Raw genomic sequence first — 18,199 nt, forward strand, 5'->3', positions numbered from 1 at the left:
ATGCTACGCCCGGCACTGCCGTGATGCGCGACGGTGTCCGCATTCCGGTGGATGGCAACCAGACCCTGATCGCCGGTGACCGCGTGATCGTTCCTCAGGACGGGCATGCCAACGTCATGTTCCCCGGCTCGGCGTCCAACAAGGCGCCGCTGGCCGGCGTCTTCACCGGCGGCACCGATGCGACCATCGGCTCGACCAAGCTGCCCGGCGGCCTCGAACAAGTGAATGTGGATGTGGCCTCGGGCGACCTGCAGGTCACCCCGCCCGACAGCGATGCAGACGCAGCCGCCCTGGCCGTGACCAAGAAGCTCGCGGCCGGCAGCGGCATCGGCCTTGGCGAATTCGCGCTGGGCGCCCTGGGTGCCGCGGCACTGGGCGCCGCGCTGAGCGGTGGTGGCGACGGCGGCAGCAGCGGCGTGCCGTTCCTGGTTCCTGGCCTGGGCGATGGCGGCGATGCAGATGCCGACGCGGATGCGGACGCCGATGCGGATGCAGACGGTGATGCCGATGCGGACGCTGATGCCGATGCCGACGCGGATGCCGATGCCGATGCCGATGCTGATGCTGATGCTGATGCTGATGCTGATGCTGATGCCGATGCCGATGCAGACGCTGATGCCGATGCCGATGCCGATGCAGACGCTGATGCCGACGCTGATGCCGACGCAGACGCAGACGCCGATGCCGATGCCGACGCAGACGCAGACGCAGACGCAGACGCCGATGCAGACGCTGATGCCGACGCAGACGCAGACGCAGACGCCGACGCAGACGCCGATGCAGATGCAGACGCCGATGCAGATGCAGATGCAGATGCCGATGCCGATGCCGATGCAGACGCTGATGCCGACGCTGACGCGGATGCCGATGCCGATGCCGATGCGGATGCGGATGCGGATGCGGATGCTGACGCCGACGCGGATGCCGATGCAGACGCAGACGCAGACGCAGACCACCTGCTCGATCCGAGCGACGGCCTCGTCCACGGTGTGGTCGACGCGATCGATGACACCCTCGGCCTGGGCGGCGCCCTGGCTCCCGTGTCCCCGCTGGTCGACGGTGTGACCGATGTGGTCGACAGCGTGCTGGCTCCGCTACTCGGTTCGGAATTCACCCCGAACGACCCCAACGAGTTCGACCCGGTCGACAACCTCGTGGGCAACGTCCTCGACCCGCTGGGCAACACGCTCAGCCCCGTGGTGGACGGCCTGCTCGGCGCCGGCGTGACCGATGCGCTGCTCGGCTCGCTGCTGGGCCAGGTCGACTATGTGACCGACGGCCTGCACAACCTGCTCGCCGGTGACGGCCCGCTCGGCGGCCTGACCGCAGGCCTCGGCCTGGACGGCCTCCTGGGCGAAGACGGCATCGTCGGCGGCCTGCTGGACGGCGTGCTGGGCGACAACGGCCTGATCGGCGGCCTGCTCGGCGAAGACGGCCTGGTCGGCGGCCTCCTGGGCGAAGACGGCATCGTCGGCGGCCTGATCGGCGACGGCAGCGCCCTGGGCGGCCTGCTGGGCAACGTGCTCGGCGACGACGGTGTCCTGGGCGGCCTGCTCGGTGAAGACGGCGCGCTCGGCGGCGTCCTGGGCGGTGTGCTCGGTGCGGACGGCCTCCTGGGCAGCCTGACCGGCGACGGCAGCGCCCTGGGCGGCCTGCTCGGCGACGACGGCCTGGTCGGCGGTCTGCTCGGCGAAGACGGCGTGCTCGGCAACCTGCTGGGCGAAGGCGGTCTGGCCGGCGGCCTGCTGGGCGAAGACGGCCTCCTGGGCGGTCTCCTCGGTGAAGACGGCATCGTCGGCGGCCTGCTGGGCGAAGGCGGCCCGCTGGGCGGCGTGCTCGGCGGCGACGGCCTGCTGGGCGGTCTGCTCGGCGCGGACGGTCTCCTGGGCGGCCTGCTCGGCGACGACGGATTGGTGGGTGGCCTGCTGGGTGAAGACGGTCTCCTCGGCAGCGACGGCCTCGTGGGCGGCCTCCTGGGCAACGACGGCCTGGTCGGCGGTCTCCTGGGCGACGACGGCCTCCTGGGCGGTCTGCTGGGCGACGACGGCATCGTCGGCGGCCTGCTGGGCGAAGACGGCCTCCTGGGCGGTGTGCTCGGTGACGACGGCATCGTCGGCGGCCTCCTGGGCAACGACGGTCTCGTGGGCGGCCTGCTCGGCGACGACGGCCTGGTCGGTGGCCTCCTGGGCGACGACGGTCTGGTCGGCGGCCTGCTGGGCAGCGACGGCATCGTCGGCGGCCTGCTCGGACCGGACGGCCTGGCTGGCGGCCTGCTCGGCGAAGACGGCATCGTGGGCGGCCTCATCGGCGAAGACGGCCTCCTGGGCGGTCTGCTCGGCGGCCTCCTGGACGGCATCGGCGGCGGCAACCCCGGCACCCCCGGCGGTCCGGCGCTGCTCGATCCGGTCGACAGCATCGTGGGCGGTATCGCCACCGGTCTGAACAACGGCCTGCTCGGCGACCTGGGCCTGGGCGACCTGCTGACCCCGGTGGCCGGCATCACCGATTCGGTGACGGACGTGGTCGACGGCCTGCTGGCCCCGATCCTGGGCGACGTGTTCACCCCGAACAACCCCAACATCCTCGACCCGGTCGACGGTGTGGTGGACCAGGTGACGGACGGCGTGAGCGGCCTCGTGAGCCCGCTGACCGACCAGCTGCTGGGCGCGGGAACGACGGCGGCGCTGCTGAACGCGGTGGACACGCAAGTGGACTTCCTTACCGACGGCGTGGCGAACCTGCTGAACGGCGACCTGCTGGGCGGCGTGCTGGGTGACGACGGTCTGCTGGGTGGTCTGCTCGGCGGTGACGGCGGCCTCCTGGGTGGTGTCCTCGGCGGCGACGGTGGACTCCTCGGCGGCGTGCTGGGTGACGACGGCCTGCTGGGTGGTCTGCTCGGCGGTGACGGCGGCCTCCTCGGCGGCGTGCTGGGTGACGACGGCCTGCTGGGCGGTCTGCTCGGCGGCGACGGTGGTCTCCTCGGCGGCGTGCTGGGTGACGAAGGCCTGCTGGGCGGTCTGCTCGGCGACGACGGCGGCCTCCTCGGCGGTGTCCTGGGTGACGACGGTCTGCTGGGCGGCTTGCTCGGCGGCGACGGTGGCCTCCTCGGCGGCGTGCTGGGTGACGACGGCCTGCTGGGCGGTCTGCTCGGCGGCGACGGCGGCCTCCTCGGCGGCGTGCTGGGTGACGACGGCCTGCTGGGCGGCTTGCTCGGCGGCGACGGCGGCCTCCTCGGTGGCGTGCTGGGTGACGACGGCCTGCTGGGCGGCTTGCTCGGCGGCGACGGTGGCCTCCTCGGCGGCGTGCTGGGTGACGACGGCCTGCTGGGCGGTCTGCTCGGCGGTGACGGCGGCCTCCTCGGCGGCGTGCTGGGTGACGACGGCCTGCTGGGCGGTCTGCTCGGCGGCGACGGCGGCCTCCTCGGCGGTGTCCTGGGTGACGACGGTCTGCTGGGCGGCTTGCTCGGCGGCGACGGCGGCCTCCTCGGCGGTGTTCTGGGTGACGACGGCCTCCTGGGCGGCGTCCTCGGCGGTGACGGCGGCCTGCTCGGCGGCGTGCTGGGTGACGACGGCCTCCTGGGCGGCGTCCTTGGCGGCGACGGTGGTCTCCTCGGCGGCATCCTGGGCGACGACGGCCTCGTAGGCGGTCTGCTCGGCGGTGACGGCGGCCTGCTCGGCGGCGTGCTGGGTGACGACGGCCTGCTGGGCGGCGTGCTCGGCGGCGACGGCGGCCTGCTCGGCGGCATCCTGGGCGACGACGGCCTCGTAGGCGGTCTGCTCGGCGGTGACGGCGGTTTGCTCGGCGGCGTGCTGGGTGACGACGGCCTCCTGGGCGGCGTCCTCGGCGGCGACGGTGGTCTCGGCGGCTTGCTCTTTGGGAACGGTGGCCTGCTCGGCGGCGTCCTCGGCGACGGCGGCCTGGTTGGCGGCATCCTGGGTGACGACGGCCTCCTGGGCGGCGTCCTCGGCGGTGACGGTGGCCTGCTCGGCGGCGTCCTCGGCGACGGCGGCCTGGTCGGCGGCATCCTGGGTGACGACGGCCTCCTGGGCGGTGTCCTCGGCGGTGACGGCGGCCTGCTCGGCGGCGTCCTCGGCGACGGCGGCCTGGTCGGCGGCATCCTGGGTGACGACGGCCTCCTGGGCGGCGTCCTCGGCGGTGACGGTGGCCTGCTCGGCGGCGTCCTCGGCAACGACGGCATCGTCGGCGGTCTGCTCGGCAACGACGGTCTGGTCGGTGGCCTTCTGGGCGACGACGGCCTCGTGGGCAACCTGCTGGGCAATGACGGCCTGGTCGGCAGCCTGCTGGGCCAGGATGGGCTGGTGGGTGGATTGCTCGGCGGCGTCCTGGGCGGCGACGGTCCGGTCGCCAACATCCTGGAGCCGATCTCCGGCGTGGCAGGCGGCCTGACGGACACCGTCGCGCCGATCGTCGCCACCGTGACGGGTGCCGCTTCCGGCGCACTGGCACCGGTGACCGACATCCTGGCCGGCGCAACGGGCACGGTGGCTCCGGTGGTCGACACGGTGGTGAACACCGTCGATCACGCGGTCACCCCGCTGGTGACCGAGGTCGTGACCCCGATCACCAGCCTGGTCGAGCACGCGGCATCTCCGGTGACCAACATCCTGCACGGCCTGCTGGGCTAAGGGTCAAGAAGCCAAGAAGAGCGAAGGAGAGAGGGAAGAGGGAAACCGCAGACAGGGACAGGCCGGCCACCGGCCTGTCCCGCGAAAGGATTGATATGAAAAAGAATTTCCGGATACTGGCCATCGTTGCACTCGGGGCCAGCCTCGTGGCCTGCAGCACGCCCAAGAGCGGCCGCGACGATGCGACCTACTACTACTCGAACAAGGGCGCGGCCGCGGTGGCCAAGGTGGAACCGCCGCCGCCCGCGCCGTTGCAGAACGGACCGGCCGGCGTGCCGAAGATCGTGTATTTCGACTTCGACAAATACAACATCCGCACGCAGGACCAGCGCATCGTGGAAGCGCACGCGAGCTTCCTGAAGAACCGCCCGTCGAGCCGCGTGGTCATCGAAGGCCACACCGACTCGCGCGGCGGCCGCGAATACAACCTCGCGCTGGGCCAGCGCCGCTCGGAGTCGGTGCAACGGGCGCTCACGCAGATGGGCGTGCCGGCCGAGCGCGTGGAGGCCATCAGCTGGGGCATCGAGAAGCCCGCGTCCCTGGAAACCACCGAGGAGGGCTACCAGCTCAATCGCCGCGCCGAATTCAGCTACCGCTGAATCGAAAGGCCAAGCGATGACGTCGAAGGCAACAGTCTCCGGTCAGCGATTCCGTCGAAGCGAGAGCAGATGACGGACGCGACCGGTCTCCCGCACTCGATCGGGGCCGAATGATGTCCTTTTCAGACCAGCTCCACGCCTGCCACGAACGCCTTGCGTCGGTGTGCGCGGCGCTGCCTGCCCCTTACCCCGCGTTCACGCTGTTCTTCTCGGTGAGCGACGGTTCGCAGCGCGCGCACGTCGTGCACGCGCGGGCCGCCGAGTTCGAGACCGCATGGCGCGAAGGCGCCGACATCGTGGAGCGCTGGGTGCGCGACCACGGCGTGGTCTCGCCCTGGCTTCGCATCGACTGGGTCGAGGGCGCGAGCCCGATGGACTGGGCGCAGTTCAAGACGCAGCTCACGGCCGTCAAGCGCAACTACTTTCGCCTCGGCCTGGCCTTCGACAAGGACTTCGAGATCGCCTTCACCGAGCAGGAGCTCAACGCCAACGCGATGCTGGCGGGCGACTCGACCATCGCGCATGCGGTGATGAACCCGCGCAACTTCGAGGCCTACGGCCAGGCGCGTTTCCAGCGCTCGCTCGCGCTGGAGATGCCGACGGACCAGCCGGTCTACCTGCTGGCGACCGTGGGCGTGTTCTGCCAGCCCGACGGCGTGGTGCACAAGCTCATCGGCACGGGGCTCGATGCGGGCCGGCGCCAGCTGCCGGCGCTCAACCCGCAGTCGGCGATGGACCTCGTGCGCAGCGGCTCCGCGTACCTGGCGCGCCAGGTGCAGAGCGACGGCCTCTTCGTGTACGGCTACTTCCCGTGCTTCGACCGCCGCATCCCGACCTACGACGCGATGCGCCATGCGAGCGCGATCCACGCCATGCTCGAGGCGTGGGAGGTCACGCGCGACGAAACGCTGCGCTCGGCCATCGACCGTGCGCTCGATCACCTGACCAACTGGCTCATCCGCGACTACCAGCTGGCCGACGGCCGCGAGGTGGCGTTCCTGGTGGACACGGGCGGCGAGATCAAGCTGGGCGGCAACGCGGCCTGCGTGCTCGCGCTGGTGAAGTACTGCGAGCTCATGGACACGCGGCGCTGGCTGCCGCTGCTCGAAAAGCTGGCGCTGGGCATCGTGTCGCTGCAGGATGCGGCCACCGGGCGCTTCAACCATGTGCTGCACGCCACCGACCTGGCGGTGAAGCAAGCCTCGCGCGTCATCTACTACGACGGCGAAGCGGCCTACGGCCTCATGCGCCTCTATGGCCTCACGCGCGATGCGCGCTGGCTGGCGGCGGTGGAGAAGGCGTTCGATCATTTCATCGCGAGCCAGCACTGGCAGGCGCACGACCACTGGTTGAGCTGCTGCGTCAACGAGCTCACGCACTGGAGCCCGCAGGAGAAGTACTTCCGCTTCGGGCTTCAGAACGTCGCGGGGTATCTCGACTTCGTGCTCGACCGCAAGACCACCTTCCCGACGCTGCTCGGGCTCATGCTCGCCGCGCAGCAGATGCTCCAGCGCCTGGAAGGCATGCCCGCGATGCGGCACCTGCTGGACGAGCTGGACACCGAGAAGTTCTACCGCGCGCTCGACTACCGCGCGCACTATCTCCTGAATGGCTTCTTCTGGCCGGAGGTGGCGATGTACTTCCGGCGGCCGTCCACGGTCGTCGGCTCCTTCTTCATTCGCCACCATGCGTTCCGCGTGCGCATCGACGATGTCGAGCAGTACGTCTCGGGCTTCGCGTCGTACCACCGCTACCTGCTGGAGCGCCGCGTGCCGCTGGGCGCGAGCAGCGCGGCCAGCAGCCCGCGGGACGACGGCGCCGCCTGGACCGCCAGCGAAATGGCCCGCGTGACCAGCGGCGAATGGGTGGTGCGCCCCGAAGACGGATGGCGCGCGAGCGGCGTGACGCAGCGCTCCTTCATGCGCAAGGGCCGCGTGGTGTTCGAGAACCAGACGCGCCCCTCGAAGACGCCGCTCGCGGCGGTCACGCTCAAGGGCGTGCTGCAGCCGGCCGCGGCGGTGCTGTGCACCGACCCCAAGCCGCACCTGGACAAGCGCGTGCCGGTGCTCAAGGTGCCGAATGTGCTGCAAGCCGTGCTGCAACTCGGGGAACATGCGCGCACCGAATTCACCGGCCGCGTGTGCGGCGTGCTGGGCCACGGCACCGGCAGCAGCACGGTGGCCGCGATGATGGCCGGCGCGCTCACCGTGTGGGGCGAGGTCGGCCAGCCCGAAGGCAACATCAGCCTGCCCTCGGGCATCGCGTGGAACCTCACCTGCATGCCGCGGCATGCGGCCTACTGGGTGCTGGAGATGGGCACCTCGCACATGCCCGCATCGTCGCAACTGGTGCGGCCTTCGCTGGTGGTGGTGACGGGCCTGTCGGCCGCATCGCAGAAGCACCGCGGCCCTTCGGAAGCGGCCGCGCGCATGGACAGCCGGATCTTCCAGGGCATGGCCGCCGGCGACAACGTGGTGCTCAACCGCGACATGCCCGAGTTCGCGACCTTCGCCGAAGCCGCGATGGCGCACCAGCTGCAGATCGTGACCTACGGCGAGCACAAGGAGGCCGACGTGCGCCTGCTCGCCTTCGATCACGGCGAAGTGCAGGCGCAGGTGGCCGGCGAGCCCTTCCAGCTGCGGCTCAACGCGCCCGGGCGCCACATGGGCGCGAGCGCCGTCGCCGCGCTCGGCGCGCTGCAGGCGCTGCGCCTGCCGCTGGCCGCGGCCGTGGAGCCCTTCGCGCACTTCGAGCCGCCGGGCGGACGCGGTGCGCTGCACACCATTCACATCGGCGGCGGAAGCTTCAAGCTGATCGATGAAACCTATGACGCCAACCCCAGCTCGATGCGGGCGGCGCTCGAATTGCTGTCACAAGCCCCCTGCGAACCTGCGCGACGTGTCGCCATCCTCGGCGACATGCAGGAGCTGGGTCCCGCGGCGCAACGCCATCACCTCGACCTGGAGGAAGAGTTGCTGGCGTCGCAGCCCGACCGGGTGCTGCTGTGCGGTCCGCTCATGCGGGCGCTGCACGCGCGCATCCGTACCAAGGTCCGTTCACATTGGTTCGTGGACGTGTCGGACCTGTCGACCGCATTGGGCGGTCTGCTGCAACCGGGCGACTGGGTGCTGGCCAAGAGTTCCGCGGGCGTCGGCCTGTCCCGGCTTGCCCGGGTTTTGAAAGCACTGCCATGAGATGGAACGCATTGATCCACATGCCCTACGAACGCGACGTGGAGGCGCCGCGACGCTGGTGGCTGGGATGGCTGCAGCTGCTGTTCGCCTGGGTGCTGTGCATGCTGTTGTGCGCCAACATCGCCTTGGTGCTGGCAGAGGGTTTGCCCGCAGTGCGGGGGGAGGCGACGGTGGACCGGCAGGCGGGCTGCACGACCGCGCAAACGACGTTTCAACGCGACATGGGAACCGAGCGACAGGTCGAAGCTGCAAAGGCGCGCGCACCCCGATGCTGAGGTGCACAGCACGCGAATTTTTGCTTTGTAATGTTGCGTAACAGTCGATAATGATTCGAGCGTCAATGCTCGACGGATCGGCCTTTTCTCATGATCAAGTTTCTCTTGCCCAGCCAGCTGGTTGCCGAAACGCCGGACGAGCCGGGTGCCAGTCCTTATGCCAATGCACTGAACACCGCGTTCCGTTCGGCTTACCCGCTCGTGAAGAGCGCGGCATGGCGCTCGCTCCCCATCAGCCTGTTCGGGCTGCTGCCCTCCATTTTTCTGCTGCAGGTGTATGACCGCGTGCTCTCGCGCAGCGGCACCTCCACGCTCGCGGCGCTGGTCAGCGGCATCTTCTTTTTCCTGTGCATCGAGTTCTGGCTGCGCACGCGCCGCTCGCGCATGCTGCGCAACGCGGGCGCGATCATCGACCACGGCGTCTCGGGCGCGCTGCTGCAGTCGATGCTGGCGCGTCCGCTGCGCGCGCTCGAAGCGCGCCCGGCCTCGGTGTGGCAGCAGTACTTTCGCGACGTGGGCTCGGTGCGCGGCACCGTCACGGGCGGTCTCGCGCAATCGATCTTCGACCTGCCGATGGCGGTCTTCGCGCTCGTGGTGATCGGCATCGTCGCCTTGCCGGTGCTGCCGGTGGTGGCCGCGTTCCTGGCGATCATGTCGTTCCTGGCATGGTGGTGGGCCGACGAAGTGCGCGCCGGGCGTGTCGAGGAAGTGCAGCGCGGCCGCGGCCTGGACCGCATGACCTCGGAGATCTGCAACGCGCGCGAAACGCTCAAGACGCAGGCCAACGACGGCCCCATCAGCGACATGTGGCGCCAGACCTACAACGCCTGGCTCTCCGAGAGCTTCAGCAAGAACGGCCAGATCGAAACCGCGCGCGACGGCACCACGGTGCTGCTGACGGTCTTCTCGGTCGTCGTGGTGACGGTGGGCGCCATCTCGGTGATGGAGCAGTGGATGACGGTGGGCGGCCTGGTCGCCTCCAACATGCTGGCGCTCAAGGCGCTGCAGCCGGTGGCCGGGCTGGTGTCGAACTGGCGCTCGCTGGCCACCGCGAAGGAAGCCGCCAAGCGCCTGGAAACCGTGCTGGGCGAGCAGGTCGAGAAGCCCCCCACGGGCATGACGCTGCCGCAGCCGCTGGGCCGCATCACCCTGAAAGACGTGAGCTTCAGCTTCACCGAGACCGCGCAGCAGCCGGTGCTCGAGAGCGTCGACCTGGACATCGGCCCGGGCGGGCTGCACGTGATCGTCGGGCGCAACGGCGCGGGCAAGTCGACGCTGGTCAAGCTCCTGTCGGGCCTCTATGCGCCCACGCGCGGCATCATCAGCATCGGTGAATACGACCTGTCGCAGTTCGGCCGCGAAGAGCTCTCGCGCTGGATCAGCTACCTCTCGCAGGAGGTCTACTGGTTCGGCGGCTCGCTGATCGACACCATGCGCCGCGCGGCCCCGGGCCAGAGCGACGAGCAGATCGTCTCGGCCTGCAAGCTCTCGGGCGCGCACGACTTCATCTCGCGGCTGCCCGACGGCTACCGCACCATGGTCGGCGAGGGCGGCACCGGTGTCTCGGTGGGCGAACGCCGCAAGCTCGCGCTGGCCATGAGCTTCCTTCGCAAGCCCTCGGTGCTGGTGCTCGACGAGCCCAGCAACGACCTGGATTTTCAAAGCGAGCGCAACCTCCTGGCCACGCTGCTGGCGGTGGCCAAGGTGCGCACCGTGGTGGTGGTCACGCACTCGCTGCGCATCGTCTCGGCGGCCACGGCGGTCTACCACGTGACCGGCCAGGGCGACGTCGAGGTGGGCACCGCCGCGGTGATGGTGCCCAAGCTCTTCGGCGTGAAGAAGCCGCTGGTTGCAGTGGGCGATGAAGACAACGCGGGGGCCGCGGCCTCCCGCTCCATGGCGTAAGAACACGAATCCGATGAGCTATTCACGATGCATGAGATGGACGCAGCCCCGTCATGGAATGCCGCGGAACCGGCTTTGCCGGGCCGCTGGCATTGCCCCCGGTGAGGGGGTAGGAGCAGCGACACGAAGTGCGCGAAGCCTGGGGGAGAGCTCATTGTGAAATCAGATCTGCCGCAGATTCTTCAGGATGAAGACCAGAAGCGCGCGGCGCGGACCTCGCCGCAAGGGCGGCGGCGCCAGTGGATCATCGGCGGCGCCATCGGCGTGCTGGCCCTGATCGGCCTGGGCTTTCCGATGGAAACCGTGGTCGTCGCGCCGGGCCGCGTGATCCCCTCGGACCGCGTCAAATCCATCCAGCATCTGGAAGGCGGCATCGTCAGCGCCGTGCTGGTGAAGGAAGGCGAGACGGTCAAGCAGGGCCAGTCGCTGGTCGAGATCGACCTGGGCGGCAGCGGCCTGAACCTGGAAGAACTCAGCGCCCGCTACGCGGCCACGCAGGCCACGCGCGTGCGCCTGATCGCCGAGAGCCGCGGCCAGCCGCTCAACCGCCAGTCCTTCGCCACCGACCTGGACGAAGACGTGTTCGAAGGCGAGCTGGGCGCCTACCAGGCGCGCGCGCTCGAACAGCGCGGCGTCATGGCCGGCGCGGTGTCGGGCCTGGAGCAGGCGCGCAGCAAGCAGCTGGAGCAACAGGCCAAGGTCAAGGGCCTGGACGATCGCCTGGTGCTGATGCAAAAGGAACTCGAGATCTCCGAGCAACTGCTCAGCGAAAAACTGGTCGGGCAGGTCGAGGTGCTCGAGAAGCGCCGGCAGGCCGAGGGCGTGCGCAGCGAGCTCGCCGTCGCGCGCCAGGGCGTGATTTCCGCCAACGCCGCCATCACCGAATCGCAGGCCAAGATGGCCGAGGCCGAAGGCCGCTACCGCCGCCGCGCGTCGGACGAACTGGCCACGGTCGAGCGCCAGTTCGCCAGCCTGAGCGAAGACCTGGCGCGCGCGCGCACGCAGCGCTCGCGCACCGTGGTGAAGGCGCCCTCGGACGGCATCGTCAAGGGCCTGCGCAACTCCAGCCCGGGCTGGGTGGTCAAGCCCGGCGAAGCCATCCTGGAAGTGGTGCCCGACAAGGACGAGATCATGGTGGAGGCGCGCCTCAATCCCAACGACCGCGGCTTCGTGGAGATCGGCCAGTCGGCGCGCGTGAAGATCACCGCCTACGACTACCTGCGCTACGGCGCCGTCGAGGGCAAGGTGATGCTGGTGGCGGCCGACGCCGACCGCGACGCGGCCATCGCGCAGGGCGCGCCTTACTACCGGCTGCTGATCAGCATGTCGCAGTCGCACGTGGGCCGCGAAGAGAACCGCATCACCGCCGGCATGGAGTCCGAGGTCGACCTGCGCGTGGGCACCGACCCGTTCATCTGGTACATCCTGCGGCCAGTGCTCAAGTTGCGGCGCGAAGCCTTCCGCGAGCCATGAAGGACCGCACCGCCACCAGCCGGCGCCGCAGCACGGGCACCGGGGTGCTGTGCGCAGCACTGTGCGCGAGCTTCGCGCTCCCGCCGGCCGCCCTTGCGCAGGAGCCGGAAGCGTCGGAGGTGTCGCAAGGGCCGCTGCCTTCGCTCTCGCTCGCACGGCGCCTGTCCACGCCGTCCATCGGCGCCGCGAGCTACGCCCAGCGCGTGAAGCAGGCGCTGATCGCGCTCTCGCAGGAATACCCCGAGGTGCAGACGGCGCAGGCGGCCGCCACCACCAGCAGCTACGGCGTCGATGCCGCCAAGCAGGCGCGCTACCCGCGCTTCAAGATCGGCACTTCGTCCGGCAACTACAACAGCGGCGCGGACAACGCCAAGACCCAGAGCTACACCGTGCTCACCGCCGAAGCGCGCGTGAGCCTCATCGACGGCGGCGCCATGAGCGCGGCGCAGCGCGCGGCCGAGGCCGGCAACAAGGCCGACGACGAGGCCGTCATCACCACCTCGCAGAAGGTGGTGCTGGACGCGCTCACCGCCTACCTGCAGGTGCAGCGCTTCGACCTCAAGAAACAGATCGCGCACAAGGCCACCGAGGTGGTGGCCGAGCTCTCGAAGGCCGAGGCCCGCCGCGTCGCGCTCGGCGTGTCGGGCGACAACGACCTGAACATGGCCGCCTCGCGGCGCGCCTTGGTGGCCGCACGCGAATCCGACTTCGAGGCCCAGCGCGACGAGGCGCTCGCCAAGTTCCGCAACTACTTCAAGTTCTCGCCCAACACCGAGTCGCTGCCCGTGCTCGCGGCGCCCACGCAGTGGCGCATCGCGTCGCAGGAAGAGGCGCTGCGCCGTGCGGAGAGCCGCAGCACCGAGATCGCCGAGGCACAGGGCCGCATCGACCGCGCGAGAGCCCTGGTCGACCAGCAGGAATCGAGCCTCTACCCGACGCTGGACGCCGTGGTCGTGAAGAGCAAGGACCCGCGCGGCGTGTCGCCGCAGGACCCGACGCGCGCGGCCTTCGAGCTCAACTGGAACTTCGGCAACGGCTTCGACCGGCAGCTGCGCTTGAGGAGCGCGCTCGCCGAAGTCGCCAATCAGGAGGCCAAGCTCGAGGGCGTGAAGAACAACCTGTTCGAACTCACCTCCGCGTCATGGGCCCGCACCGTGTCGGGACGCGAGCGCGAGAAGCAGCTCATGGAAGCCGTCAGCACTTCGGGCCAGGCCTTTCGCGGCCGCCGCCGCCTGATGGAATTCGGCCGCGAGACGCTGCCCAAGGTGCTCGATGCGCAGCTGGACTACTACACGCTGCTGTTCGACTACGTCGACGGCGTCTTCGACCTGCGCATCTCCGAGCTGCGCCTGGCGCGCACCACCGGCGAGCTGCGCATCGAGCCCGATGTCATGAACAGCTGGATCGACCGCATGTTCGGCCCGCCCAACCGTTCCATGCTCACCGAAGACGGACTGCTCTCGGCGCTGTGCATCTCGAGCAACGCGGCCTGCCCGAACGAGCCGGTCGTCGAGCGCTCGGCGAGCGCGGCGACCAACAACCCGCCGCTGCGCCGCACACCGCGCCTGATGCCCCGCTGAGGCCTGAGCGCGGCGCTGTCAGGCGTCCTCTGGGATACCGGGTTCTCCGTCCAGGATCTGGTACTTGCGCATCTTTTCCCACAGCACCTTGCGGCTGATGCCCAGGTGCTGCGCGGTGTCCTGGCGTTTCCAGTCGTTGATCTCCAGCGCCGCGATGATGCGGTTGCGCTCGCTGCTGTTCCAGCCCTTGCGATCGCCGTTGCTGTCGAGCGCGACGCCGCCGCCGTTGCCGCCGCCGCCGTTTCTCTCGGCCGTCATCGCCGGCGTCGGCGTGCCGCGCGTGAGCGCGATGGCGCGCTGGATCAGGTTCTGGTCCCAGCCATGCAGTTGCCGCGCGATCACGCCCACGCGCTCCGCGAGGTTGCGCAGCTGGCGCACATTGCCGGGGAAATAGGTTTCGGCCACCGCATCGCTGAGCCAGTGCGGCGTTTCGCCCAGCGTCTCGAGCTCGTCGCCGAGCACGTTGCTCAAGAGCGCCTTGAAGATCGCGATCTTGTCGACCTCGCCGCGCTCTTCGAGGCTGGGCACATGCAGCTCGATCACCGCGAGCCGGTAGAACAGGTCGGCGCGGAACTCGCCGCTTGCCACCATCTCGCGCAGGTTGCGGTTGGTCGCTGCCACGAGCCGGAAGTCGACCCGGATCGGCGACGTCGCACCGAGCCGCGTGACCGCGTTGTCTTCCAGCACGCGCAGCAGCTTGACCTGCTGGTAACGCGGCAGGTCGCCGATTTCATCGAGAAACAGCGTGCCCCCGGTGGCCTGCTCGAAGTAGCCGCGGTGCGCATGCACGGCGCCCGTGAACGAGCCCTTGGTGTGGCCGAAGAACAGCGACTCGAAGAGCCCATCGGGAATCGCACCGCAGTTCACCGCCACGAAGGCGCCCTTGCTGTACGACTGGTGCCCCAGGTGCAGTTGCTGCGCGATGCGCTCCTTGCCCACGCCCGTTTCGCCGCGCACCAGCACCGGGTGGTTGCAGTCGGCGAAGGCGCCCACTTCGGCGAGCAGCGCCTGCATGGCTTCGGAATGCGCCACCAGCACATCGGGTGCCTGCGGCGCGACATCGCGCGCGCGCAGTTGGCGCACGAGCTTGGCGACCATCGTGCGCAGTTCGGCGCAGGTGAAGTCGTAGGGCAGCACGTGCAGGTACTCGGGCGGGTAGGTGCGCGAATCGCGCTCGCGCGAACCCGCGGCGACCCAGATCACCGGCATGCCCTGCAGGAACTCGGTGGCATGCGCGAGCCCGCCGCTGTCGATGACAGTGACGCTGATGATCGCAACGGAGGGACGCAATGCGGCGCCGCGCTCCTGCTGCGGCGGCGGCAACCCGTCGGCCCGGGTGACTTCCACGTCGAAGCTCGCCATGCACCGCGCGATGCGGTCGAGGATGTCGGCTTTGCCTTCCCAGACAAAGAGGTCGAGTTCGTCGAAGTTGGAGGGGGAACTCATGGGTAAGGAATGCGCATATCAATAAACCAGCTCGGCGCCTCGATGGCAGGACAGGCGCGCGCCGACCTCTGCTTGCGCGAGATCGATGCCTAACAGATCGAGCAAGGCGTTGACGGTGGGATCTAGCAGAGGCCCCAGCGCGTTCTTGATCACCGTCTGGAGTGTGTTTAGGAGGTTGCTGATCAGGTTCAGGGCGCCGTTGAGCACACCGCCAAGGAGGCCGCTGGCATCGCTCGAATACGGCTGGAGCTGGATGCCGCCCAAGGTGCCTCCAAGGCTCTGGACGAGGGACGTTGCGCTGATCTTCTTGAATGAGGGGTCCGCTCCTGCGCCATCGTAGGGTGCCGCATCGATTTCCGGCAGGTTCGCCGGAACTGGGGCGACATACGTCAGCGCCGTGCCACTTGCGCTACCGCCGACATCTGAATTGATGACAAGGCCCAACCCGGAGATGACCGTCTTCTTTGCGGCTGCCATATCAGCTACATACGTATTGCTGGCAGTTCTCCATTTCTTCGGACTGCAAATCAGCGACAGAAGGCAAAAGTCAAACTTGGCCTCGCGATAACCCACTTCAATGATGCCGACCGGCTCGGCTGTCGCCGGTTGCGAAGACGAGAAGATGTTTGATACCTTGCCGACATTCAATCGCGCAATACTGGTGTTGGCCTGGACGCTCAGCGACTTGCTATCGGCAGCGCCGCATGTATGGCCCGTCACGAGCGCGGCACCGTTGCCCGAACTGATCCCGATGTCGATGGCTGCGGGAAGTACATCCGTATAGATGACCTTCGTTACTGGACAACCGGAACCGGAACAGACGATGGTTGCAATCAGGTCGGGCACGAGGGTGCCGAGGTTCAGACTGAGCACGCTATTGAGAAAGCCGATGAGAGGCGAGAGCGCTCCCGTGACTGCGGAGAGCAGATTCGACACAGCGCTCGTGATGCCGGTGAGATCCACTGACAGCAGCATTCGGACCTGCGCTGTCCGCACGTAGATCTTGTTGGGATCGTTGACGCCGAGGCTGGGATTGATCAGCGAAGGGTTGCCCACCGCGGAGATCTGCGGCGCCTCGACCACGCGGATCTTCGTGGTAACACTGGCGATGCCTGGAACGGTAATTGGCACATCGGCTGCGAGCCCATTTTTTCCGTTCGCGACCTGAACCATTCCCTGCACGATCTGGAAGAGTTGAAGTTCTGTGCTCAGCCCCGCTGCATCCGTGCCGGAAGCGATGCCCAAGAGGTCGCTGAGCTTGAGCGTGAACGGCGAGGCCTGGACGCTCACCAGCAAATCGCGCAAAGCCTGCACCGTGACCGCGGCAGTGTTTCCACCGCGTTCCATGACCGTGATCATGCTCTGCAGCAGGACGCCCGCGTTCACACTCGTGTTGAGGACTTGGTCGTAGTTGGCCGCGCTGATGTTCAGGTCGAGCTTGAGCTGGTCAAGGAAGCTGAGCAACTGGATGTTGGTGTTGAGCAGGCCTTGCCACCCCGCGGCCTGCAGACTCAGGGAGCCGCCCAGCAGACCTCCGAAGACGGCATTCAGCAGTGCCGACTGCTTGGTGTCGACCGACAACAACGTGCTGCGAATATTGAGCGAAGCGAGCGGCTGGCGCTGCGCCGCCAGCGCCTGCACCGTGATCGTGTAAGGCTGGCCGCCCGAAAGGTTCGGCAGCAGCAACGCAGGCGTTCTGGAAAGCCTCACGCGCACCGCGTTGAAGAACTGGCCCGCGTCGGGCGCGCCGAAATATTGGGGCGCCGCCCGGGTCTGTGGGTCCCAGTTCCCGCATTCGACATCCGCTGCCGCCAGCGGCGGCAACATCGGCGGCATGTTCTGCGCGGCATTCGCAACCGCGGCGGTCCTGGCGTCGACGCAGCTGAGCGGCAGCAAGGACTGCGCGCCGGAAAGCGCCGCCAGGTCGGCGGTCTTCTGGAGCTCCCGCTTCATGAGCATCAGGTAGCCGATCTGGGTTCCGAGCAGCGTAATGACGACCAGGCTCAGCGCAATGGCCGTGTTGATGATGATGGAGCCGCGTGCGCGCCTGCCACGCGGCCCAGGCCTCTGTGGGCGAAGAGAGTTTCGGGGTGCCGTGTCCATGATGGTGAACTCTCCTTCAGGACCGAAGCGCGATGGTCGATCGGCTTCGCAGTTGATCGGGCACCCAGGTGCTGAGGTCCAGCAGCGGCATCGTCGGCAGCAGGCGGTTTTCGCTGTACGGATAGCTCACGGTCACCACATAGGCGGCCGATGCGCCGGTGCCGCTCGGCAGCGCTGTCACCGTCACCCTGGCGGAGACCCAGGCGCGTCGCGTCGCCACGCTGGCATTGGAAGAAGCAGGAACGACGAGCGAGTTGGCCAAGGCGCCGTAGACGGCATCCGTCACGCGCGCGTCGTTGCCGACCGGCGCGGTCACCATGCTCGCGACCCGCGCGCCTTCTTCCGCGGCGCGGGTGACCGCCTGCTGCGTGTAGAAGACGGCGCCGAATGTCGCGACCGCGTACAGAACGCTGAAAAGCACGACGAAGACGAGCGCGAACTCGACCGCGGCCACGCCGCGCTCTTTGCTTTTCGTACGGCCGGCGTTCATGGCGATCTTCCATCCAGGAGCATGCTGGCCTTGCCGATGATGATGTTCGGCATCGCGAAAGCAGGCAGCGGCGGCAGCAGGCCGTTCATGTTCGATGCCGTGACGGTGACCACCATCTGGCAGCGCGCGTTCCAGTCCGGGCCGCAGGCCGGGGTTCCGCAGACGTTGCTCGCGACACCGCAGACGGTGGCTTGCACATTGCGTGTCACCACGGTCGGGAGCCATCCGATGGCCTGTTGCGCGACGGCCTGCGCATGGTCTTGCCGACCCTGCAGCGTGGACTGGTAGCGCAACGCCGCACGCGCGCCGTCTTCCGCCGCGTTCTGCACGCCCAGGCGAAACGCGAACAGCATCCCGTAGCAGATGGCCCCATAGAGCACCGCGAAGAAGATCAGGAACACCATCGCGAACTCGATCGCATACACACCGCGTTGGCGGCGTGCTGCGGGGCGGGTGCCTGGCGCTTTCATGGCGATGTGGCGTTCGTG

General features: G+C 68.6%; 11 protein-coding genes. 7 read left to right on the plus strand and 4 right to left on the minus strand.

All coding sequences use genetic code 11. The features are described from left to right. The first annotated feature begins 23 nt into the window (after positions 1–23). The 7 genes from ACZYRS_RS06165 (at position 24) to ACZYRS_RS06195 (ending at position 13,672) form a co-directional block, all read left to right on the plus strand. Positions 24–4,646 (plus strand): hypothetical protein, encoded by a 4,623-nt coding sequence (locus tag ACZYRS_RS06165; RefSeq protein ID WP_463418526.1) that lies wholly within the window; start codon positions 24–26, stop codon positions 4,644–4,646. 95 nt (positions 4,647–4,741) lie between these two features. Next, positions 4,742–5,245: a peptidoglycan-associated lipoprotein Pal gene (pal, locus tag ACZYRS_RS06170; protein WP_198786512.1), complete on the plus strand. Its 504-nt coding sequence runs from the start codon at positions 4,742–4,744 to the stop codon at positions 5,243–5,245. A gap of 110 nt (positions 5,246–5,355) precedes the next feature. After that, a complete protein-coding gene (locus ACZYRS_RS06175) occupies positions 5,356–8,439 on the plus strand; it encodes a UDP-N-acetylmuramoyl-tripeptide--D-alanyl-D-alanine ligase (RefSeq protein ID WP_463418527.1) in 3,084 nt (1,027 codons plus the stop codon). Between the two features lie 20 nt (positions 8,440–8,459). Next, the gene (locus tag ACZYRS_RS06180) at positions 8,460–8,714 is read left to right on the plus strand and encodes a hypothetical protein (protein WP_233101807.1); all 255 of its coding nucleotides are present in this window, start codon (positions 8,460–8,462) and stop codon (positions 8,712–8,714) included. A 90-nt stretch (positions 8,715–8,804) separates the two neighbouring features. Next, on the plus strand, positions 8,805–10,619 hold the full coding sequence (locus ACZYRS_RS06185; protein WP_198786509.1) for a peptidase domain-containing ABC transporter: 1,815 nt from the start codon (positions 8,805–8,807) through the stop codon (positions 10,617–10,619). Positions 10,620–10,775: 156 nt separating this feature from the next. Continuing rightward, positions 10,776–12,092: an HlyD family type I secretion periplasmic adaptor subunit gene (locus tag ACZYRS_RS06190; protein ID WP_198786508.1), complete on the plus strand. Its 1,317-nt coding sequence runs from the start codon at positions 10,776–10,778 to the stop codon at positions 12,090–12,092. Beyond that, a complete protein-coding gene (locus tag ACZYRS_RS06195; RefSeq protein ID WP_463418528.1) occupies positions 12,089–13,672 on the plus strand; it encodes a TolC family protein in 1,584 nt (527 codons plus the stop codon). Before ACZYRS_RS06190 ends, ACZYRS_RS06195 begins: the two co-directional genes overlap by 4 nt. A gap of 18 nt (positions 13,673–13,690) precedes the next feature. On the opposite strand, the gene ACZYRS_RS06200 is transcribed toward ACZYRS_RS06195, so the two are convergent. Genes ACZYRS_RS06200 through ACZYRS_RS06215 form a run of 4 tightly spaced genes read right to left on the minus strand, consistent with a single transcriptional unit; the run spans position 13,691 to position 18,181 of the window. Continuing rightward, the gene (locus ACZYRS_RS06200) at positions 13,691–15,118 is read right to left on the minus strand and encodes a sigma 54-interacting transcriptional regulator (RefSeq protein ID WP_463418529.1); all 1,428 of its coding nucleotides are present in this window, start codon (positions 15,116–15,118) and stop codon (positions 13,691–13,693) included. 18 nt (positions 15,119–15,136) lie between these two features. Further along, on the minus strand, positions 15,137–17,221 hold the full coding sequence (locus tag ACZYRS_RS06205) for a pilus assembly protein TadG-related protein (protein ID WP_463418530.1): 2,085 nt from the start codon (positions 17,219–17,221) through the stop codon (positions 15,137–15,139). Between the two features lie 16 nt (positions 17,222–17,237). Then, positions 17,238–17,711 carry a TadE/TadG family type IV pilus assembly protein gene (locus tag ACZYRS_RS06210; protein ID WP_463418531.1) on the minus strand — a complete coding sequence of 158 codons (474 nt, stop codon included), beginning with the start codon at positions 17,709–17,711 and terminating at the stop codon, positions 17,238–17,240. Then, entirely contained in the window at positions 17,708–18,181 is a 474-nt protein-coding gene (locus tag ACZYRS_RS06215) for a TadE/TadG family type IV pilus assembly protein (protein WP_463418532.1), read from the minus strand. The genes ACZYRS_RS06210 and ACZYRS_RS06215 overlap by 4 nt, the downstream gene beginning before the upstream one ends. Positions 18,182–18,199: the final 18 nt, after the last annotated feature.

This window comes from Variovorax sp. AC194, from assembly GCF_979257995.1.